Here is a 24,401-nt window from a genome sequence, read left to right on the forward strand (position 1 = left end):
AGAATGCAGATCCTCTCGCGCATCAAGAATCTCCGCTCCGTAGGAGTGGGATTTCTGGCGCAAGGAATGACGTTGGTGTCCGGCGTTCTTCCGGCATTTTTCGGCCTCGACGATGTCTTGGTGTTCATCCTTGTCGTGGTTGCGTGCTCGACGATCACGGCCGGTGTTTCCACACTGGCCATCGGTTACCGCTTGCCCACTGCGCATCTCGGTGAACGTCGATCACAGAGTCTCGTGCGCTCGGCACTGCTCTGCACCGGAGCGCTCGGCCTCGGGATACTACTGACCGGAGTGACCGTCTATTCGGTCAACCATTCCGCAGGCACCGTCGTCGCCTGTGTGGCCATCGTTTTGGTTGCTCAGGCGTCATATCTCATCGCGCAGGCAGTCCTGGTGGCAGCGGACTGCTATCCCGAGTTCATGGTCATGCGCTTCACCTATGCCTGCATTCTGCTGACCGGGAACGTACTGCTGTGCCTGGCCTCCGGCAACGAGTTCAGCTTCATCGTCTGCATCGCGGCAGCGTACGGACTGGCGGCGGCAATTGCATTGCTGCGCACAAAGATCAGGCGCATGGCGTTCACCCGGATACCCTACGGCCTCGGCTCGATCGGCCATGACATCCACAGCGGCGGCGCCTTGATCACCGGACAGTTCTTCAACGGCCTGTCGATGCAGTCCGGTGCTCTCGCCGCCGGGACACTGGGCAGCTTTGCACCCGCCTGGGCGTTGGCCACCCGTGTCACCAACGGCTTTCAGACGATCGCCGGGCAGATCCTGACGCCGGCCATCGACACCACGGTCGCCAGAGGGATTCGCGAGCAGTCACGGACGACGGTCCGATCCGGGACGCGCAACGGATTGTTGTTCGGTTCCGCGCTCGGCCTGGGATGCCTCGTCGCCAGTGTTGTCGCAGTGCTGATCACCGGCATACTCCCCGATTCGGGCACGTCGGGCGATCTGTGGGCTTTCTTCGCCGCGACCGCCGTCTACAACTGCCTCAACATCGTGATCATCCCGATCGACCGGATCCTCCCGTTCCTCGGGCGCACTCGCTTCCGGATGATGTGGGACATCTTCCGCGCGGCGACGATGGTGCCGTCGATCATCTTCCTGCACGGCGACGCGATGCTGGTCGCTCTGACGGTCATCTCCGGTATCGCATTCACGATCTACGTCGGCGAGACGTGGAGCATGGTGTGGCGCTACCGATCACACAAGATGCCCCGTAGCCCCTGGCGGATTCCCGGGACAGGCAGGCAACGCCCCGCTGGCAAGCGTTTGGCGAGAGGTAAGACGGCCGACGAGATGGCCACGGAGGCGATCACGATCGAACTCGACATGTCGGTGGCCACTTTGTTCCACACCCGCCGCCAGTACGGCGACATCGAGATGAGCAGCGGCACAACAACTGAACTCAGGGCCTTGCGCGAGCAGAACGCCGACCTCCGACGACGCCTGGCCGAAGCAGAACTGCGCGCCGACGGGCACCGCTACGAATCCGGGTCGTTGATCAAACGAGTTCGGTGATCACGCCCTGTCATTGAGCAATAGGGCCAGTTACTGATCAGCGGGGTTCAGGGCGTCGAAGTCGACTGTGTGACCGCCGCCCTTGGTCCGGGCGTGATACATCGCGGTGTCGGCAGCGCTGATGATGTCCTCGGCGCTGCGCCGATCGCCCGGCCGGATACGTGCCATCCCCACACTCGCCCGGAGCCGGACCTGCGTGCCATCGATCTCTGACGGCTCGGTCAGCAGGACGTGGACGAAGTCCGAGACGTCTTCGACGTCTTCTTCGTCGACATCACGCAGGACCGCGATGAACTCGGCCCCGACCACCCGCCCGATCAGATGCGGTTCGGGCAACTCGTCGCGCAAGCGCTCGGCCGTCATCGCAAGTGCCCTGTCGCCGCCCAGATGTCCCAGGGAGTCGTTCAGTTGCCGCAGTTTGTCGAAGTTGATCACCATGACCACATCGACCTTGGGACGATCCATTGAACGGACGGTCCCCAGCAGTTCGTTGATGTACCGGATCACGTATTTCAGGTTGGGTAGCCCGGTCAGCGCGTCGCGTTCCCCATCGATCGCAAGACGCTCGCGCATGGTCCGCAATTCGGTGACGTCGTTGAACGACACGATCACCAGCGACTCCGGCTCCTCGGGGTGCAGCAGGGTGGCACTGCAGTCGAGCCAGACGCGCTTGCCGTCGATGCGGTCGACGCCGAGAGTGATCCCCGAGACGGGCCCGCCGGTGGCGATGGCACGTTGGTTTGGGAAATCGCCTGCAACCAGGCGCGCGCCGCAATCGCTGCGGAACGTCACGGAGCAGGACTCGTTGAACTCGAGTTTTGACCGCCTGCCGGAGAGCTCCAGAACCCGGTCCGCGGCCGCGTTGGCGGCCTCGACTTTGCCCTCGGGGGTCACCACAACCAGACCACCGACGAGGGAATCCATCACCGTCGCCAATGACCGGGCATCCCAACCCGACCAGTCCTGCCGCACTCCGGCCCCCGTTTCGATCAACCGCATCCTGCTTCCCCTGACTGTCCCAACCCCGTAAGTATGATCCTTACGATCACACAATTCTCCGATGTTCGCGCAGCAATTGCGGTATGCATGGTGGATTGGGGCGATATTTCGCGCGCTCTTTGGATGATCAGGATGCTCTGGGCTGTGATTCGCCGTCACCGGTGCGGCCACCGGCATCTTCGGCAAGGTCGCGCAGGCGAACTGCGCGACCAATAGCGATTGCTACCACAATCGACACGACAAGCCAGGCGATCACCGCTACAGTGACCCAGAACACGATCATGGCGACTATTCTGCCAAGCGAACCTGAGAAAACCCTCTATTCGGGTGATTCAGGCAGGCTTGGGCCACGTTCGGCGCGTGCGCGACTCCAGTTGGGGCGATCAGAGCCGCTTCAGCGCCATGGACGCAAGTGGTACCGCGATCAGAAGAAGCACGCAGATGGAGATCAGCGAGTAAGCCTGCGGGTTCTCCGACGCCCACGTCACGGGGTTCGGTAACAGCGGGTTCACCGTCACCGGATTACCGAAGCATTCACGCAGGCTCTGCGCCACCGAGGTGACCGGGTTCCAGTTGGCGATCTCACGCAACGGTGCAGGCAGCGTGGACGCGGGAACGAAGGCCGACGAGACGAACGTCAACGGGAACAGGATCGTCAGCAACAAACTCTGCGCGGCCTCCGCGGATCCGGCCACCAAGCCCACGACCGCGCCGACCCAGGACAGTGCAAAGCCGAAGAACAGTGCGATGGCATACCCGGCGAGGGCCTCCCACAGACTGGTGTCGATCCGCCAGCCGATCACGAAACCTGCCACCGACATCACCACCAGCCCGACGATGTTGACCGAAATGTCGGAGATGGTCCGTCCGACGACAACGGCCAGGCGTGACATCGGCAGCGCCCGGAAGCGGTCGATCATGCCGTCCTTCAGGTCTGTCGCCAATCCCAACGCCGTGAACCCGGCGTTGAAGGCGACCGTCTGCGTCATGATCCCGCCGATCAGGAACTCCCGGTAGCGGTCGCCGCCGAGCGCCTCACCGAGCACGTAGGAGAACAACAGCACAAACATCAACGGCTGCAGCACGACGCCGAGGATCATCTGCCAGTTCCGCAGGATGGTCCGGATGTTCCGGACCGCGACGACCTCACAGTCGATCAGGAAGGTCCCCACGTTGTGCGGTCGCGGGCCGACCAACGACTGTGAGAAAGGCCGGGAGTGCGAGAAAGGCTGGGATTCGGACAGGGGCTTCGTTTCAGTCACGGGCTTCGTTTCAGTCGCGGGCTGCAGGTCGGTCACGAGCGACCTGCCAGAGATACGAACACATCGTCCAATGTTGGTTCGGAGGTCACGGCGTCGTCGACGTCGATGCCCGCGGTGGTCAGCATCGAGATCGCGCGGGCCATCTGGGGCCCCGCGTCGGCCGCCGAGAACGTCAGAGCGGTTCCCTCGACGCCGACGCCGGATGCGCCGTCCAGCCGCGAGACGATCTCACGGGCGGCCGCTGCGTTGTCCGTGGTCGACAGGTGCAGGCGAACCTGCGCGGTCCGCAGTGTCGCCTTCAGTTCTGCGGGGGTGCCGCGGGCCACCACTTCTCCCCCGACGATGACGGTCACCGCATCGGCCAGCTGATCAGCCTCTTCCAGATACTGCGTGGTCAGCAGGACGCTGGTACCCGCGCCGACCAAATCCCTTACCTCCGACCACAATTCGGTCCGACTGATGGGGTCCAGACTGGCCGTGGGTTCATCGAGTAACAACACCGGCGGGCGGATGATGATGGCACCGGCGAGGTCGATCCGCCGACGCATACCACCGGAGTAGGTTCTCACCCGGCGGGCACCGGCTTTGGCGATGTTGAACTGCTCCAACAGCTCTCGCGCCCGCACCACCGCTCTACGCCGGCCGAGGCCGGACAGCCGGCCGATCATCACCAGGTTCTCCTGTCCGGTCAGATTGTCGTCGACCGCGGCGTTCTGCCCGGACAGGCCCATGAGGCTGCGCGCCCGATGAGCATGGGCCAGTCCGTCGACGCCGTTGATGCGTACCGACCCACTGGTCGGCTTGAGCAGGGTTCCGATGATCCGGACTGTGGTGGTCTTGCCCGCGCCATTGGGGCCGAGCAAACCCATCACGGTGCCCGCGGGTACCACAAGGTCGATTCCCTTGAGGGCGTCTACACCGCGATAGTGCATCCGCAGATCAGAGACCTCGATCGCGTTTTCACTCACAGGTAGGGACGTCAACACGCACCTCCGCATCCTTGACGAGCGGCTGCACGGGCACGACGGCCGGACCGGCGGACGTCGGTTCGGTCACCTCGTAGGAGACGGTCACCGTCTTGCCTGCCGGAATCTTCACCTGTGCGGTCGCAATCGGATGGCCGAGCTCGGTCCCGGTGGAGTACAACATTGCCTGACCATCAACCGTGACTCCGTCGATGGTGGCCCCGGTGGTGCCGTAGAGCGTGACGGCCGAGTAGTTCGTACCGTTTGGTAGTTTCAGCTGCGGATTGCCGAGGCTACCGATCACGTACGGCGGCAGGCTCATATCGGTCACTGCGTTGGTCAGCTTCACCTCGACGGTCGAGGTGCGCTGGTCACTGTCACAACTCCCGGCCCGGTAGCTGATCTCCCGCTCGAGGTAATAGTCGATCTTGTTGCCGGACAGGTTGCCCACCAGAACATTCGCGTAGGGCGCCGCGGTTTCGGCGACCTCGTGTGCCAGCCCGGCCTCGGTCAGCAGTTGCTGTTCACCCGCATCGGCGCTGTAGACCATGATCCGCTGCTCGTGGACTGAACGGCCAAGGGCCTCCAGCACTTTCGATGTGTTGCCACGCAACGCCGAGACCTTGGAAACCGCCATCTGAGCGATCTCCTGCAGGTAGGCCTTGCGGGCTGCGTTGTCATCGGCGAACCGCACATACGACGTCGACAGGGTGAGCTCGACGACGTTGTCGCCGCTCACCTCCTGCCCGTCGGCCAGGGTGATCGGACCGGTCGCATCGAGCAGGTAGCTCAGCGCCACCGGGTCGATCGCGACCGCACCATCGAGCTGCGTCCCGGACTGCTGCTCCCACATGGACATCCAGATCTGGGCCGCATACGGGAAGTGGGCACTGATGTTGCTGTTCCGGACGTCGAAGTACGGGCGGTTGATGCCGTAGTTGTAGTCGTACTCCTCGCCGAGGTCGGTGGGCTTGTCCGGTGTGCCGATCTCCGAGTTTGCACCGAGGTCATCGACATCGACACGACCATCGCGCGCACTGACCACGCCGTAACCACCGAGCAGACCACCTGTTGCACGGGATTCGGCCGGGGTCTGGAATCCGAAGAAGTAGTTGCGTTCGCCATTGGCACCCAGCATCGGTGGCAGCAGCCTGGCAGCGGTGTCGGTTCCGCGGATGAACCTGGCCGACTCCGTGAGCTGATCGAGCAACTGCGTCCGCGCATCGGACACGGTGCCCAACCAGGTGCCGTCGGTGCCTTCCACATCCGCCAGAACCGCCTCGGCACGATCGGCGATACGCGCCAACTCTGGCTGCGCCTGCGCCAGGGCGGCGGTGTTGATTGCACTGTCCTGCGTCCGGAGATTGTCCGGGCTGATGACATCGGCGAGCTGCATGGTCGGTGCCAACACATCGGTGGCAAGCGCATCCACCGACTCGGTCATCTCCTGTACCGACTTCAGCGGTTGCCCCAGCCAGGGGATCGCCGCTGCCGCCGACCAAACCACATTGTGCGCATCGCCTTTGGCTGCGCCGGCGGCATTCACGGCCGCTTCTGCAGATGTCGCCGCCTTGTCCGTATCACCGGCAAGAAAGGCACGCTGTGCAGTCGTGACGTGTCCACGCGCCGAGTCGATGGAGTCCTTGGCCTTCAAGGCCAGGTAACCGAGGTACAGCCCGGCCAGTACCAGGAGCACCAGGACCGTGAGCCCGCCACCGATCCACCATCGAAGTCGACGCGACTTCGGCTCGGCGGTGGGGTCTTCCGGTACTACGTCGGTCACCTGGTTCTCCTGCTCACTTCGTCGTGCGGCGATGTCTCGCCGGAGTCTGTTTCTCGATCCGTCGGCAGATGGCGGTTCACAAGTTCCGCAATCATTGCCATCGCATCGGGGGCACCCATTGCGTGGTGTACCACCGGTACCTCTTCGAGGGTCATCGGTCCGGCGACCAGCGACTGCCATTCCGCCGGGTTCGGATTGTCCTGTGCGGCAACAAACACGGTCGTCTCCGCCGTGACCGGCCTCGGCTGGTACGCGATCGCCGCGGCGACCGACTCGGCACAGCGTATCCGGTACTGCTCGAACCGCTCGGGGTCGATGGCACGCAGCGACCGTTCGAGCGACTCATCGATATCGGCACCCCGCTCGGTGCCGGGATCCAGCCGGGGGTCGAGGAGCACCAGCAACTCGACGGTCTCACCGTCGGCCGTCAGTTGCCGGGTCACCTCGTGGACCAGGACCGCCCCGAGCGACCAACCGAGCAGTCGGTACGGGCCCGCGGCCTGCGAGCGGCGGATGGTTTTGGCGTGGTGCGCTGCCATTGCCTCGATCGAGAGCAGGTGTGGTGCCGTGGGATCGTCCAGGCCCGGCATCTGCAGACCCCGGACCGGGACCGACAGTGTCTGCCCCAGGGGCCGGTAGTCACCCACCAGTCCGCTGACCGGATGGATGCACCACAGTGGTGTACCCACGCCACCCGGCGAGAGTTCCACGACCGCATCGAGTCCGGCCGTCATGTTCACATAGTCGTCGAGGGCGGCGGCCAGCGCCGCCGGCGTCGATTGCGCGAACAGCACCGCAGCCGGTACCGGTCGGGCGAGACGGGTGGTGAGCGCCGCGGCCGCTGCGGCCAACAGCAGCGAGTTACCGCCAACGGCAAAGAAATCGTCGTAGATCCCCAACTCCGGGTTGCCGAGGACCTCCCGGAACACCTCGACCACAGCTGCCTCGGTGTCGGTGCGCGGTGCGCCCCCGGCCACGGACCAGACCGGTTCCGGCAGTGCAGCGGTGTCGAGTTTGCCCACGGGCGTGCGCGGGAGTTCGACCATCGGCACGATCGCCGCTGGGACGAGGTGATGCGGCAACATCGCCACGAGCGAATCCAGGAAGTGCTCGGGCGTTGCCTCGACTCCCTCGTGCACGGTCACGTAGGAAACCAGAACCGGGCCGGCGGGTCCGGGGCGCAGCACGGTCAGCGCGGTCCGGGCGCCGGCCGCCACCAGAGCCGCGTCGACCTCGGCCAGCTCGATCCGCTGGCCGCGGATCTTGACCTGACGATCGGCCCGGCCGTGGTATTCGAGGTCACCACTTTGCAACCGGCGCACCAGATCTCCGGTGCGGTACATCCGTTGGCCGTCCGCGGCGGCGACGAAGCGCGAAGCCGTCAGCGGTGTGTCCCCGTGGTAGCCGACGGCCAGCCCCGGACCGGTGAAGTACAGCTCTCCGAGCGCGCCATCCGGTGTCGGACGCAGGTGCGCGTCGAGCACATGGGTCCTCATGTCGGGTAGGCCCCGACCGATGATGGTGGAGGTATCCGCCTGCATGGGTCCATGGGAGGTTCCGATAACCGTTGTCTCCGTGGGACCGTACCCGTTGATCATGGTGTGGCCATCGCTCCACCGGGAGACCAGTTCCGGCGGGCAGGCCTCCCCACCGACGTAGATCGTGTGGAGCCGCGGCAACGCGGTCTCGTCGAGGGTGGCCAGGACCGAGGGGGTGATGATGGCCTGGTCGACGGTGAGCCACCGGAGTTGCTGGGTGAGACTGCGGCCGCCGGCATCGTCGGCACGGACCACCACGAGCGTCACGCCGTACCCGAACGCCCACACCATTTCCATGATCGATGCATCGAAGCTGGGGCTGGCCATGTGCGCGATCCGCTCCTGCGGATTCGCCGTGAACACCGTGGGCTCCACCAGACTCCGCAGTCCACGGTGAGATACCACCACACCGTTCGGCACACCGGTGGTCCCCGAGGTGAACAGCAGATAGGCCGGATGGCCCGGGGTCACCGGCACCCAGTCCACCGCCGACTGGGCGGGGGTCCGCGGGTCGGGTACCGCGATCATGGCGCGGGTGTACTGCGGTGCAGTGTGGGATGCGATGGTCACCTGGGTGCCGCTCGCCGTCAGCATCCGCGCGATACGTTCGGCCGGATACCGCGGATCGACGGGGACGTAGACGGCGCCGAGGCGGGCGATCGCCCAGAAGGCCACCACCGATTCGAGGCTGCGCGGCAACATCATTGCCACCGGATCACCCGCGCGCACCCCGGCCGCGGCCAATTCGGCTGCCAGTGACGACGACCACCGGTCGAGTTCGGCGTAGGTCTGAGTTCTGGTCCCGTCGTCCACGGCCACCTTGTTCGGGTGACGCAGCACCGACGCCTGCAGCATCTGGCCCAGGGTCAGTGCGGGCCCACTGGTGCTGCGGTGCAGGCGGCCGGCGCATTCTTCCTCGGTCCGCAAATCGGCGGTCTCAAGTGACGGGTTGTCGTCGGAGACCACGAGTTGCAGAGCGACTTTCCAGCGCAACGCGAGGGTCTCGATGGCCCGTTTGTCGTACAGGGCGCTGGCGTGGGTGAACATCGCGGCATCGCGGCCGACCGTCACCTGGAGGTCGAACTCGGACGTGGGGCTGAGTTCGTCGGGGACCTGCCCGCCGGGTTCGTCGTTCACCGCCAGTGTCACCTGGACGATCGGGTGCCGACCCATCTCCCGGATCGGATCCTGTTGCGCGACCACCTCGTCGAACGGGAGCAGGGCGTGATCCAGTGCGGCCAGGTCGGTGTCACGGACGAGGTTGATCAGGTCCGCGGTGGTCATCCCGGTGTGCAGCGTTGTCCGCAGTGCCACCGTCGAGACGAACATACCGATCATGTCTGCGGTCTCTGGATGCCGTCGCAGCGACACCGGGGTGCCGACCGCGACATCGTCGGTGCCGCAGGCGATCGAGAGCGTGAGAGCCAGTGCCGCGTGATAGACGTGGAACTCGCTGACCCCGAGTCGGCGGGCGGTCCGGGAGACCTCGTCGGCGATGTCTTCTTCGACCGGGACAGAGACCGTCGCGGTGGCCAGGGACCGCTGTGGATCACGGGGTGCGCAGTCGGGCATTTCCAGGGTTCCCGGGTAACCGGTCAACGTCTGCTCCCAGAACTTCAGCATCGCCTCACGGCGCGTGCTGGCGACCAAGTTCTGCCATCGCGCGACCTGCCCGTAGTCGACCGGCAACGGCGACAACGTTTCTCCCGCCATCACCGCGTCGAGGTCACGACTCAGAACCGCGGCCGATTGGCCGTCCATCGCAATGTGATGGGCCACGATCACCAGGAATCGATATCCGGATTGCTCGACCAGAGCCACCCGCACCGGTACCGACGATGTCAGGTCGAACGGCGTTGCGAGCAGGGTGCCGACAACGTCGGTCACCTCACGGTCACCGAGTTCGGCAACCTCCGGGGTCTCCTCCAGCGTCACCTGCACCGGTACGCCGTCCACCTCGGGGTAGAGCGTGCGAAGAGGTGTGTGCCTCTGCGCCACTGCCCGCCAGGCGCCATGGGCATCTGCACCCGGCGGTACGCCGACCACCACCGGCACCGCATAGAGCGGACGCTCGGGCAGTATCTGTTGCACCAGCCACAGCCGGTTCTGCGCCGGCGAGAGCGGAACCACACCCACGTTCGGCGGTGCACCCGGACCCGTCAGTGGTGGGAGTTGTTCGGCGTCGGCATCTTCCGCGCCCGCCAGGAGTGCGGCCAAGGCGGCGGGAGACGGCGCAGCGAACACATGCCGCACCGGTACCGCGGTGGCCGTCACCTCACCGATGATGGCGACCACCTGCGTGGCCGACAGAGAGCTACCACCGAGGTCGAAAAAGCTGCTGTCCCGTCCGATGGCCTCGACGGGGACGTCGAGAACCGTCGCCATCGCTGTGGTGACAATCCGTTCGAGCTCCGGGTTCGCGTCGACGGGCACAGCCGCACTCGGCGCAGCCGCGATGACCTCCCCTTCGACGACTCCACCACTACCGGCCCCGGTGCGGTTCACGGCAGTGTGCAGCATCGGGAACGGTTGATCCGGCGCGATGCTGATCGCGCACAACAACTCCCGATACTGGGAGATGAGTTCGGCGGCCAGGTCTTCGGGTATCGCCGGACCGTGCACCAGGGTGATGTCGAGTCCCCCATCGGAATCGGACGCGAGCACCACCTCGATGTCATACTTGGGCGCAACGAGACCTGCTGTGTCCGACATGATTTCAACATCCACACCGGGCAACGACAGTCCGCCGGCCGGCAGGCCGCCGAGGGCCTCCTGATGCACCAGGAGAACGGAGATCAGCGGATCTGTACCAGCGACATCCGCTCCGGCGGACACAGCGCGAGCCACCGCGTCATAGGGCACATCGGCGTGGGCATGGGCCGTCAGGTCAGTGTTCCGCACTCGACGCAGCGCCTCCCGGACGGGCGCTTCGAGGTCAATGGTCGTGCGCAGCGGCAGGGTGTTGACGAACATCCCCACCACCGACTCCCAAGCCGGGTCGTCGCGCCCGAGCACAGGGACTCCGACAACCAGGTCACGATCGCCGGTGTGCTGTGCGAGCAGCGCGGTCAGAGCAGTGTGCGCAACGTGGAACAGGGTGGCCGATTCCGACTGCCCAACGCCGGTGAGGTTCCCGAGCGTCGCCGCATCGATCGACGCGTGGACCGCTCCCCCTGTGCCCCACGCCGCATTGTCAGATATCCGGCCGGGCAGACGAACCGGTCCGGTGATGCCCGAGAGTTCCCGTTGCCAGAACGCGATCTGCGTCGCATACCGGCTGGCGGGATCGGACGGCTCACCCAGCCGAGCACTCTGCCACTGGGCGAAGTCGGCATACGTCAATTCCACAGTGGCACCGGCATTTCCCACGTACGAATCGATGAGGTCGGAGACCAGCAGCGGCATCGACCACCCATCGGCGGCGACGTGGTGCAGGGTGATGACCAGCCAGGTCTCGCGCTCGCCGCTGACCAGTATCTCGCCGCGGAAACCCGGTTCGCTGGTGAGGTCGAACGGTGCGGTGACCAGGTCGATGATCTGCTGCGGAACATCGGCTGCGAGCACCTGGCGCACCGGTGGAGCCACCACGTGCGCCGGATCCCCGATGAGCTGCCTTGGCCCAAGCGGAGTTTGCGGATAGGTGGTGCGCAGGCTGCCATGCTTGCGCTGGACCGCGGTGACCGCGTCGGCCAAGCGCGCGGTGTCCAGATCACCCTCGAGTCGCAGCACCAACGGAATCAGGTATGCCGTCGAGGTCGGGTCGATCCGGTTGAGTACCCAAAGCCGCTGCTGCGGATAGGCCAGGCCCAGATCGGCGGGTACCGGCAGATGCCGCGGCGCCTCGTCGTCCGGCAGCACAGCCGGTAACAGGTCGATGGCCCCGGCAAGGTCGGCGAGGGTTCGTGAATCGAGCACCTGCCGAACGCTCACGTCGCGGCGGGTCTGTTGCCGCAGTCTTCCTGCCACCCGACTGGCCGAGAGCGAGGTGCCCCCGGCTGCAAAGAACTCGCTCTGCCGTCCGATCGTGGTCACCGATAGCTCCAGGACCTCGGCCCACACGGCCGCGACGAGGATCTCGGTCGGTGTCTGCGGCGGCGTCACAGCGTGATCCGCAGGAGCCGGAGCCGGAAGGGCCCGCCGGTCGAGTTTGCCGCTCGGTGTCATCGGGAAATGATCGACAACAGTGATGTAGGTGGGTATGTGGGTGGCAGGCAGGATCTCCCGCAATCCCTCGCGCACGTCCTGGACGTCACAGGGGTGGTCGGGGTCGGCGATCAGCCACGACGCCAGCACCGGCTGTGCGCCAACCGACGAGATCCCGGTTGTGGCGCGTTCGACCCCGGGCAGCGACATGAGGGCCGCATCGATCTCGGTCGGCTCCAGCCGAATACCGCGGATCTTGATCTGCTCATCGCTACGTCCGTGCACCACGATCTCGCCGGAAACATTGCGGTGCACCAGGTCACCGGTTCGGTACATCCGCGAACCGAGGACTCCGAACGGATTCGCGACGAACCGGCCTGCGGTGATCGCACCCGACCCCACGTAGCCGCGGGCCAGGGCGCCGCCGGCCAGATACAGTTCGCCGACAACACCGCGCGGAACCGGCCGCAATCTATTGTCGAGAACGTAAGCGGTGGCCGCGGCCATCGATCGGCCGATCGGGATCACCGCGTCCGCAACGACGGACGGGTTGACGGTCACCGCGATCGTCGCCTCGGTGGGGCCGTAGAAGTTGACGATCCGGCGCCCGGGGGCCCAGCGCTGCGCAACTGCCGCAGACAGCGATTCGCCGCCGGTCGCAACAACTCTCACTGCAGTGATGTGCTCCGGATCGATGGTTGCCATCACCGCCGGTGTCGAGAAGAAGGTGCTGATCGACTTACGTTCGAGCAGGTCACCGAGTTCGCTGCCACCGATGACCTCGGGCGGACAAACAACAACAGTTGCCCCGACGGCGAAGGCGGGGATGAGTTCGATGAGATGCGCGTCGAAACTGGTGGCGTAGTTGTGCAACACCCGACTCGACGGCGTCAGTCCGGTGTGTTCGACCACGGCGTCGACCAAGGCCGCAAGTCCGGCGTGAGTGACGCTGACGCCCTTCGGTTCTCCGGTGGATCCCGAGGTGAAGATGATGTAGGCCACGTCCGCGGGCATGATCGGACGCACCCGCTCACCGGCATCGAAGGGCAGCGGTCCGGCCGAACCAGCCGGTGTCGCAACGATCTCCACCAGGTCGATCCAGTCAATGCCGGGCGAGGGTCGCTGCTGCGGTCCGTGCACGCCGAGTGTTACCCCGGACGCGGTAGCCATGGCAGTCTGACGGGCCTCTGGGTCACCGACACCCAGGGTGACGAAGGCTGCGCCGGTCTTGGCGACCGCCCATGTGGCGATCACCGACCACATCGACCGCGCCGCGCAGATCGCCACCACATCACCGGGCCCCATGCCACGTGCGATCAGTGCCCTGGCCGCGGTGGTGCTGGCCGAGTCCAGATCCCGGTAGCTCAGCAGCCAGTCACCGTCCTCACATGCGATGGCCATCGGATCAGAGGACACCTTGCGCTGCAACAGTTCCGGCAGGGTGGCTCCGCGCACGTACGCAGGTGGTCGCTCGAACTCTTCTACGGTTCCGACCAGGTGACGGGCCGGTGCGGAGTCCGGGTCGTCGAGTACCGCAAACAGAAGGTCCGCGAAGCGGCCCATGAACAGTTCGGCGTCGGCGGCATCCATGCGCGAGGTCGCGTACGCAAGCCGGATCTGCAGGGTTCCGTCAACCTCGACGATCATCAGATCCAGGCCGAAACGTGCTTGTGGCTCTTCGGTTCCGCTGCGCAGCACCTCCTCGGGTGCCTCACCCAAATCGGCCAGGAACACATCGACGATCGGACCGGAGCCACGGCCGTGGTCCGGATCTGCGAGCGCGGCAACCGCGCCTGCGGGGTACGCGGCGTGCGCAAAACTGTCGAGATCGGTGCGGGTGACCTGACGCAAGATCGCCGAGAAGGGCTTCTCGATATCGATGGCCGTGCGCAACAGGACCGTCCGCGCAAGCATGCCGACCGTGTGGACGAAGTCGGGGACATCCCGGCCGGCGGCGACGGTACCGATGACCACATCCGGTTCGTCGCCGAGTCTGGCGAGCAGGACCGCCAACGCAGCATGGATGACCATGAACGGTGAACTATGGTGTGCCTGCGCCTGTTCTCGCAGTTGCCAGTATCTCGCCTGATCAACGGTGATCTCGGCAGTCGAGCTGGGTCCGGGGTCGCCCGACGCCGGCCGCAGACCCGGCAATTGAGGCCTGGCCACCGGTTCGGCGAACACACCTTCCCAATAACGGCGCAAGATCTCACCATTGTGCGCGAGCACCTCACCGGACCAGATCGCGTAGTCGCTGTATCCGAGCTTCTGTGACACCAGCGGGATTCCGGCACCAAGTCGCGCTGCCTCGTGCTGCATTATCCGGATCGACTCACCATCGACCGCGATGTGATGAACAACCGCGGCGAGTTGCATCCCGTACATCGGCGACTCGAACAACGCCACCCGCCATGGCAGTTCCGCAGTGAGATCGAATGGCCGGTCAAGCTCGGACAACGCTGCGATCGGATCGGCGACCACTTGCGTGGCCAGGTCCAGCTCGATGGAACCGGACTCCCAGAGCTGTTGCCAGGGACCGTCCTGATCCACCGGGAAACTGGTGCGCAGGGCCTCGTGCCTGCAGATCATCGTCCGCACCAGGGCCTCGACCCGGTCGGCGGGAACATCCTCGACCGAGATCAATCCACCGAGGTTGTAGTCGGTGCGATCCGGGGCGACCTGCCAGTCCAACCAGAGGGCCTGCTGCTGAGGTGTCAGCGGTAGCCGTTCTGGTCTCGGCCGGGCCACGGGGTGCACCATCGGGAGCACGGACGCGTGAGCACCGGCATCGTCGACAGCCGTTGCCAGAAGGGCGATCGTCGGACGTTCGAAGATCGCGCGGACCGGGAGGTCAGAACCGGTGAGGGCACTGATCGCTGCCGAGAGCCTCGCCGCCGACAGCGAATTGCCGCCCAATTCAAAGAAATTGGAGTCCGGCCCGATGACGGCTACCGGGATGTCGAGCACCTGCGCGACAGCAGCCGCGACACCGACCTCGGCGCCGCGCAGAGGCAATCGGACCTCGATCGTGGTGAGCGCGGGCAGGCGAGCGACGTCCAGCTTGCCGGTGGACGTTGTCGGCCAATCTTCGACGATCTGCACCCGTGCCGGAACGAGGTGGGCAGGCAAGACCGCGGCGCAAGCGGTGCGGAGCCCGGCCTGGGACACATCCTCGGAATCGACCACGACGTAGCCGATCAACACCTCGTCGCCGGTCCGATCGCGGTTGTGTAGGACCACCTTTGCGTCGGAGACACCCGGCTGGGACCGCAGGACCGCGGTGATCTCGCCGGGCTCGAAGCGGTGACCACGAATCTTGAGCTGCGCGTCGCTGCGGCCGAGGTATTCGAGGTTGGTCTCATCGACCCAGCGCGCGAGATCGCCGGTCCGGTACATCCGAGTTCCGGCAGGCCCCCATGGCGCCGCGATGAAACGGGTTGCACTGAGCCCCGGCATGTTTGCGTAACCCGCGGTGACCTGCGGACCGGTGACGTACAGCTCTCCGGTGGCACCCACCGGTTGTGGCCGCAGGTACCGGTCGAGGACCATCAGTCCCAGGCCGGGCAGCGCGGACCCGATCAGGCTGCGCGCATCCGTGACATCGACGTCGGTCACCGACGCGTGCACCGTCGTCTCGGTGATTCCGTACATGTTCACCAAACGCACATCCGGATGTCCGGAGTGCCAGTCCGCCAGCGCCTTCGGATCGAGCGCTTCGCCGCCGAAGAGCACCAGTCGGACGGACTCGGGCAGGGGCGCATCCGGCAGCTGCAGCAGGCGCGAGAACGCCGTCGGTGTCTGGTTCAGGATCGTCACGCCATGGCGACGCAGCAGGTCGACCAGACCCGAAGGCTCCCGGGCGGTGTCGTGGTCGACCACCACAACCTGTCCGCCTGATGTCAGTGGGCCGAAGATCTCCCATACCGAGAAGTCGAACGCGGCCGAATGGAACCAGGTCCACACATCGCCACGGGCCGCATCGATCGCAGACAGCGCCGACTGCAGCAGGTTCGTCATGTTGGATCGGGTCACCATGACGCCCTTGGGTTTACCCGTGGACCCGGAGGTGTAGATGACGTACGCCGGATCCTGTGGCAGCGGTGCCGAATCCCGATCCTGGAGTTCGCGCATCGCGTCCTCGGAGGGCGCGACTGCCGCGATGTCGATGATGTCCCTGAGCTCGGATGTGATCGATGCGTGCCGGGCCTGCCCGATCACGGCCACCGGATCCGAATCGCTCAGGATTGTCGAGATCCGCTCTGCCGGGTAGTTGGGATCGACAGGCACGTAGCCGGCACCGACCAGCAGAACCCCGACCATCGCCACGATGGTGTCGCGGCTGCGGTCCGCCATCACCGCGACGAGGTCTCCGCGACCCACACCCCGGGAGCCGAGCTCGCCTGCGATAGCGCACGCCTGCTCGACGAGTGCGGCATAGGTGGTGCTGCCATGGGCGTCGACGATCGCGATCGCATCCGGTGCCACATCCGCTTGCAGCACGATGCTTTCAGCGATATCTACGAAGTCGGTGACCGCCGCCGCCTCAGGCGGTATCTGGGCATCGGCCAGTTCGGCAGTTCCCGGTGCGGTCAGTTGGTGCATGGTCACAGCGGCCGGATCGGCCGCGGCTGCCATCGCCTCGATCGTCCGGATGAAGGCGCCTGCCAACCGCTGCGCCATGGCCGGAGCAACGTGCCACAGGCCGTAGCTGAGCGTGACCTCCATGGACGCACCGTCACCGTGGTCGGTGATCGTGAACTCGAGCGGGACGCGAGCCTGACCGACTCTGATCGGGGTGATCGGCAAGTCCCGCTCGGCCGGGGTCCCCAGCGCGAGCTGATACGCGACCAGGACATCGAGGTAGGCGTCCGAACCGAGAGACTGTGGCGGTGCCAGTCTTTCTTTGACCTCTTCGAAGGCGACGTCGGCGTGGTCCACCGCGTCGGCGACCACCTGATGGCTGGCATTGATGGCAGCACGCAGAGAAGCCGCGGGCCGCGCATCGGTGCGCAGCAGCACGGTCTGGACGAACATGCCGACCGCCGACAGCATCTCGGTGGTCCGGCCGGCCGTCGGTGTCCCGATGATGATGTCGTCGGTACCGGTGAACTGGCCGATCGTGGCCGCCAACGCCGCGTGCAGCACATGGAAGACACTCGCGCCTTCGCTGACAGCCAAGTGCTGCAATGCCATTCGCGTCTGGATCGACACGACAACGTCGAGATAGTCTGCGGGCTCGGGTCCCCGCGGAACCTGACCCTGATACGCCTGGAATGGCAAGGGTAGATGGATAGGGGCGCCGTCGAGCACCGCTGACCAGTGATCGAGCATCCGGTCACGGCGCGCGGTCGAATGTTCCTGCGTCCCCATCGATTGCATCGTGTGCCACGCGTGGTCGCGGTACTGCGCGGCCGGCGCCGACCAGCGTGGTGCGGTACCTGCGATCCGCGCCTCCAACGCCTGACCGAAGTCTTGCGCGAGCACCGTCATCGACCAGCCGTCGACCGCGACGTGATGCGCGACGAGCAGCAACCGAAGCCCGGAATCGGGGTTCGCCGGCTCGAACAGATCGCCACGCCACGGGAGCTCGGTGGTCAGGTCGAACGGCCTGCGCGCCTCCGACCGGAGGTTCGACTCTGCATGAGAATCGGGCAGCGGACGCGGCGTCAGCATGCCGGTCAAACGATTTCGGATCTGGTCGAGCGGCAACAGCTGCGGCTGCGGGAGCCCGCCGTGATCGTTCAGAACCGTGCGCAGCACCTCGTGCCGAGCGACCACATCCATCAATGCGTCGACCGCTGAGCGCGGAGTTGCATCTGCCGGGAGTTCGATCACCGCCGGTAGGTGGTAGACGGCACTGCTCGCGTCGATCCGGCTGAGCACCCACAGCGCCCGTTGCTGAGGTGTCGGTGGCGGCGGCGCTGTGTTGCCACCGAGGGCAGGGCCGCCGGTGTGCAGAGGAGCCTCGTCCACCGCGGCCTGCAGGTCAACGATGCTTGCCGCGCCTGCCACCGTGCGAACACTGACATCGCGCCCGGTGCGCTCGGACAGCAGTAGAGCGATGTGCATAGCGGACAACGAGTTTGCACCGAGCTCGAACAAGCCGACGGTCGGATCGATCGTGTCGGCGTCGACGGCCAGCACTTCGGCCACCACGGCGCGGACCGGCGAGTCGATGTCACCGGCACCAGCAACGACCGCGGCACGACTGATTGTCGGCTCCGGAAGCGCCGAGATGTCGCGCTTGCCAGAGGCGTTCAACGGCCATCGCGGAACCACCACGATGCGGGCGGGCACGAGGTACGCAGGCAGCAACCGCTGGGCCATCATCCGCAGATGCGCTTCGCCGGGATGCTGGTCGGCCGGCGGTTCGTCGTGGAGCCGGACATAGCCGATGATGTCTCCGCCGCCCGCCGACTCGGTGTTGCGGATGACCACCTCGGCCTCGGCCACTTCCGAAATCGCTTGCAGCCCCGCGGCGATATCGCCGGGCTCCACCCGATGTCCACGGACCTGGACCTGCCGGTCGGAGCGTCCGCGGTATTCGAGACGTCCTTCGAGGGTCCGCCGGACCACGTCGCCACTTCGGTACATTCGGCCACCACCGAGGCCGGCGGGGCAAGCAACGAATCGCTGCGCGGTCAGATCCGGCCTACCCACATATCCGCGGGTGACCTGGGGCCCGCACGCGTACAGCTCGCCCCACACACCGGCCGGCACGGGTCGCAGACCGCGATCCAGCACCAGCAGCGCAGAGCCCGCGAGTGGTTCGCCGATCAGCGAGCGTGGATCGGTCGGGGTCACCGCACCGGCGGTCAGATGCACGGTGGTCTCGGTGATCCCGTACATGTTCGACAACAGCACGCGGTCGCCAAAGATGTTGTGCCAGTCTGCCAATCGTCCCGGTCGCAATGCCTCGCCGGCAAAGATCACGGCCCGCAACCGTCCAGCGTCACCGTCACGGACACCCACTGCCGCAAGTGGATAGAACGCCGACGGCGTCTGCGACAGGATCGTGACACCGTGGCGACGGAGCAACGGCCACAGCGACTGCGGGTCGCGGACTGCCAGATGGTCGATCAATACGACCTGTGCACCCGAGGTCCAAGCGGCGAAGATCTCGAAGACGGAGACGTCGAATGCCGTGGAGTGGGTGCAGCTGAACACGTCTTTGGCCGTGAAGCGGTAGCTCTGCTCGCACGCGTCCAAAAGCGCGAGGGCATTGCCATGCGTGACGGCAACGCCTTTGGGTCGACCCGTGGAACCCGACGTGAAAATGACGTAGGCGCCGTCGTCGGCGGTGAGGCCGTCGAGTTCAGGCGACTCGTCGCCGAGATGGTCCCGATCGTCGACATCGATGATCCGCAACTCTTCCGGAATACGGTGACGCGTAGTCGAACTCACCAACACTGCGCGGGGCTGCGCATCCTCCAGGATGGCGAGTATGCGCTGCTCCGGGTAGTCGGGATCGACCGGCACGTATGCCGCACCCGCCCACATCACCGCGAACTGAGCAACAAGTGCCCTGGCATCCCGCGGCAGAGCTACGGCCACGAGGTCACCCCGGCTGACACCGGCGTGCACCAGATCGGCCGCCAGGGTCCGTGCCGCATCGACAAGCCCGCGATACGTGTACGTCTCGTCGCCGAAGACCAGCGCCTGCGCGTCAGGGGTCTTCTCGGCCACGCCCAGGATCCGGTGCACCAGCGTTCCGGTTGGCGAGGTCACCGCAGGTATGGGTGTTGATGCTCCTGGAACAAGCTGCGCAGGAGCCGCATTCGGCTCCGCCAGCGACTGGGCGATGGCGGTCGTATACGCATGGCAGAGAGCTGCGGCCATGGGTGCGCTGAACCGGTCGCTGCGATACGTCAGCTCAATGCGCAGTCCATCGGTGGTCTCGTCGACGATCCACTGCAACGCCACCCGGGCGTGCGCCGCCTCGCGAGGATGAACCTCGATCTCGAGACCATCGATATTCCATTGCCCGAGTGGATGATTCTGGTAGGTCAGCAGGATGTCGGACAATGGCGTTGTGGTGATGTCGCGCCGTGGTTCCACCGTCGACGCAACCGCACCGAGCGGGACGTCCGCAGAATTCAGTGCGAAACCGATCGCATCGGCCGACTGGGCGAGGACGTCCTCGAACGTTCCTGCGAAGGCGATGCGTGACCGGACTGCCACCGGATTGACGTACATCCCCACGGCGTTGTCGAGGTGTGACCCCGAGCGCCCGGCCTGCGGGACCACGATCAGGAAGTCGTCGGCACCGGTGTAGCGCGCAATGGTCACGGCGAGGCAGGCGTGCAGCCACGCGAACGTACTGACACCCCGTTCAGTGGCAGCCGCGGCGAGGAGAGAGGACATCGATGTACCAAGGGTGCGCCGCACCACGGCGGCCGGAGCGATATCTCGGATGTCGGCGGCAGGCAAGTCTGCGGGCAGTCCCGGGCGGGGGGCCAGATCCGCCAGGTGCTGCTTCCACAGCTCGAGCTGCGCGGCAACCACTTCCGGACCGACGCCACTGCCCCGGGCCGCATCGATGTACTGGGTCGTCGGCGCCCATACCGGTGCCGATCCCTCGAGACGGGCACGGTAGGCGGTTGCGAGATCAGCCGTCAGGACACCCAGCGACCAACCGTCCACCGCGGCATGGTGGGTACGAACCGACAACCGGTGCATCTCCGGCGCCAGTGTCGTCAGCTGCACGATCAGAGGTGGGCGGACAGTCGGATCGATCAGATCATCCGAGTGGTCTGCAGAGCCATCATTCGAGTCGAAACGGATCGGAACGAGGGCATCTCGGGGATCGACCACGTCCTGCCAGGCGGTCCCGTCGGTCTCCATCCGGATGATGGTGCGCAACGCTTCGTGTCGATCGACCACATCGGCGACGGCGGCGCTGAAGGCGCTACGGTCCAGTGGTCCCCGCAGATCAATATCGGCGCCAAGATGATTGGCGGTGGATCCGGGTTGCAATCGGTCGGCGAGAATGAGCGACACCTGACCTGCGGTGGCAGGTGGGCGCTCTTCCCTGGCGATCACTCCGTTGAGCTGACGCGTTTCTACGGCGGTGCGGTCGATGATCTCGGCCAATTCGGCAAGGTCTGCGGCTTGGAGAACGTCCCGGAGGCCAAGAGACCGACCAGTGAGCTCCCTGATCCGTGCCGCAATGCGAGTGGCATCGAGGGACGAGCCACCGAGCGCGAGAACGTCGTCGTGCATCGACGGATCCCGAACGTCCAGCACCTCGGCAATCGCCTGTGCAAGAGACTTTTCGGTCAGCGTTTCGGCCGCGCGATGCGGGCGGACCTGCGCGAGATCGGGATCTGGAAGGGCAGCCCGATCCAGCTTGCCGGTGGTGGTGACGGGAAGTGCGTCCAGGACCACGATGTGCGCAGGCCACATCGACGTCGGTAGCCGCGAGGCAATGTGGTTGCGAACGCGTTTGGGCAGGCGCCGATCATCTGAGGTGCTGACGATGTAGAGCGCCAGCTGGGTCCCACGGTCGGTGTCGACCACCACTGCGGCGGCCTGTCTGACATCGGGATGGGTCAGGGCGGCCATGGAGATCTCGCCCGGTTCCACGCGCACTCCGCGAACCTGGACCTGGTCGTCGCTCCGCCCGACGTAGTGAAGCTGCGAGAAGGTCTCGTCCCAGCGAACGCGGTCGCCGGTGCGATACATCCGTCCGCCGGTCCACGGGTTCGCCACGAATGCCGTTGCTGTGAGCGATGACTGGTCTGCGTAGCCTTGGGCCAGTGCGGGTCCCGCCAAATAGAGGTCGCCAACCACACCGCCCGGCACCGGACGCAGCCGATGATCGAGGACAAAGCACGTCATCCCGGCGATCGGAGTTCCGATCGCGGGTCGTTGATCGCCGGCTGAGAGAGGTGCCGTTGCCGTGGCCATGATCGTCGATTCGGCTGGGCCATAGAGATTGAACACATCGCGGCCACTCCCCCATCGGCGCACGACGTGGGGCGGGCAGGCCTCACCGGCCAACATCAGCGTGCTACACACCTTGGTAGGCAGCTGTTCGGGGTCGAGCGTGCCCAACACGCTGGGAGTGATCACCGTGTGGGTGATCGAGCCGGCTACAAGGAAGTCCGCCAGTTCCCTGCCTGCAACAACATCTGTCGGTGCCGGGCATAGTGCGCCGCCGCCGGACGCCGCGAGCAAGATCTCGAAGACCGAGGCGTCAAAGGCCGGAGATGCCAGTCCCGAGACCTGCGCCCACTCATCGACGCCAAGGAGACGCTGCTGCTCCATCAGGGCGGCCAGGCCGCGGTGGGTGACCTGCACGCCTTTGGGGGTTCCGGTGGAGCCGGAGGTGTAGACAAGGTAGGCGACGTCGTCGACAGACAACGGACGCTCCAGGTCGACCGGTGAATCCGGGGTACCGGTGAGGTCAATGCCGGACAGATCCCACCAGTGCTCGCCGGGTTCCGGCTCAACACCTCCACTGGTGGTGAGGACCATGATCGGATCAGACTGCGCAAGTAGGGTTTTGATTCGTTCGCGCGGGTGCGCAGGGTCGATCTGCAGGATCGTCGCACCGGTCTGGGCCACGGCCCAGAATGCGAGCAGTTGATCGAGTCCGCGTCCCGTGGCGATGGCGACGGTGGTGCCCGGCACTACGCCCCGCGCCTTGAGTTGGTTGGCCAACTGCCGTGATCGCGACGACAGTTCCGCGTAGCTCCAGTGGGCCGATCCAGAATGGACGGCGGGCCGGGCAGCGTAGCGGCCGGCGGCGGTGTCGAGAAGTTCGCGAAGTGTTGCGGGGGCCGGGACCGGCTGCGCCGTGATCGGCACGCGGCCGAGTTCGTCCGGCGCCATCAGCGCAAGATCGTCAAAAGTTTGAGTCGACTCGCGCAGTGCCGCGTCGGCGACTGTCGCCACGAAGTTCAGGAGTCGGATGTGGTGGCCGCGAATCTCTTCATCGCTGTACCGGTTCGGGTTCGCTTCGAGGTCAAACCTGAACTCGTCTGGCTCGCTCGGGTTTCCGGTGCGGTACAGGTTGATCGCGAGGTCGTCGACCGCGCTCGTCGACAGGAGGTGCAGCGATCCGGTGGCGTCACCGAACTGCAGCGCGTCCACTGTCAGCATCAGGTTCAGCAGTGGTCCGGCGAACTCTCGACCGGCCAGTGGCGGGTTGTCGCCCGGCATCAGGTCGAGCATGTCTTCGAACCGGAAGCGCTGGTGCCGCAGGGCACCCATCATCGCGCCCTGCGCCGAACCGACCGCGGCCGCGACGGTGGTACCGGCGCCGATCCCGGTCGGCAGTGGCACAACGTTGGAGACCGTGCTGAAACTTTTACGAAGCAACGCGGTGGTGCGTGCGGCCACCGGCAAGCTCAGCGCAATCTCGTCCCGCCCGGTTATGCGCGCAAGATATCCAGCGGCGGCTGCGGCAACAATCACCGGCAACGTTGTCCGGAGCGATGTCTCGGCGCGCTTCAACGCGGTCACCGTTTCACGGGGAACAATCCCGGAGACACGCAGCGGCCCGGCTTCCGGTGGGCCGACGCGGTGCGACAGCGTGACCGGAGGCGCGAGCTGGGCCACCTGTTGACGCCAGTACTCGCGGTCCTTCTGGTACCGCGGTGAAGATTCGTAGTCGAGGTCTGTCTGGGCCAGTCCAGCCAGATCCCTCGAAGGAACAGGTTCACCCATGCCGTCGGCAAAGCGCCGACCGTAGGTGCCGGCGACTATCTCCAACATCGAAAAGGCGCTGGACCCATCGAAGACCAGGTGGTGTCCACGTTGGTAGAACAACCACGTGTCATCGGCGACTTGAAGAATCGCCGATGCCATCAGGCGATCAGTGAACAGATCGACCGGCCGGGTGTAGTCAGCCAGCATCCACTGCTGTGCGGCCGCCATCGGGTTCGGTTCACCGCGAAGGTCTTTCACGGTGATGTCGTCACTCAGGTCGCGGTCGATGACCTGCTCGACACCGTTGTCGGTTTGCTCGAACCGGGTGAAAGCGACCCCGGTCTGCCGGCCGACCTCTTGGGTCACCGTACGGAGAAGACCGACATCGACGAACCCGGTCAGTTCGATGTATTCGGCAATGTTGATCGGGCACAGTGGCATCGCCTGTTGAACCGCCCACAGCGCTTGCTGTGCACGGGTCAACGGTTGACGAACCACCATGCCCACGACCCACTCCTCACCTGAG

At 65.6% G+C, this 24,401-nt stretch carries 6 protein-coding genes; 1 reads left to right on the forward strand and 5 read right to left on the reverse strand.

From position 1 onward, the window contains the following. Window positions 1–75: 75 nt before the first annotated feature. Window positions 76–1,530: a hypothetical protein gene (locus tag AC1TQG_RS04115; RefSeq protein ID WP_482135658.1), complete on the forward strand. Its 1,455-nt coding sequence runs from the start codon at window positions 76–78 to the stop codon at window positions 1,528–1,530. Window positions 1,531–1,560: 30 nt separating this feature from the next. On the opposite strand, the gene AC1TQG_RS04120 is transcribed toward AC1TQG_RS04115, so the two are convergent. The 5 genes from AC1TQG_RS04120 to AC1TQG_RS04140 form a co-directional block, all read right to left on the reverse strand. After that, entirely contained in the window at window positions 1,561–2,529 is a 969-nt protein-coding gene (locus tag AC1TQG_RS04120) for a GGDEF domain-containing protein (RefSeq protein WP_482135659.1), read from the reverse strand. Between the two features lie 383 nt (window positions 2,530–2,912). Beyond that, complete coding sequence (locus AC1TQG_RS04125; protein WP_482135660.1) at window positions 2,913–3,791, reverse strand: ABC transporter permease; 879 nt, start codon at window positions 3,789–3,791, stop codon at window positions 2,913–2,915. 32 nt (window positions 3,792–3,823) lie between these two features. Then, the gene (locus AC1TQG_RS04130) at window positions 3,824–4,759 is read right to left on the reverse strand and encodes an ATP-binding cassette domain-containing protein (RefSeq protein ID WP_482135661.1); all 936 of its coding nucleotides are present in this window, start codon (window positions 4,757–4,759) and stop codon (window positions 3,824–3,826) included. Further along, window positions 4,752–6,539: a DUF4012 domain-containing protein gene (locus tag AC1TQG_RS04135; RefSeq protein WP_482135662.1), complete on the reverse strand. Its 1,788-nt coding sequence runs from the start codon at window positions 6,537–6,539 to the stop codon at window positions 4,752–4,754. Before AC1TQG_RS04135 ends, AC1TQG_RS04130 begins: the two co-directional genes overlap by 8 nt. After that, a complete protein-coding gene (locus AC1TQG_RS04140) occupies window positions 6,536–24,376 on the reverse strand; it encodes an amino acid adenylation domain-containing protein (protein ID WP_482137254.1) in 17,841 nt (5,946 codons plus the stop codon). The genes AC1TQG_RS04135 and AC1TQG_RS04140 overlap by 4 nt, the downstream gene beginning before the upstream one ends. Between the last annotated feature and the right edge of the window lie 25 nt (window positions 24,377–24,401).

This window comes from Williamsia sp. Y844 (genome assembly GCF_056786475.1).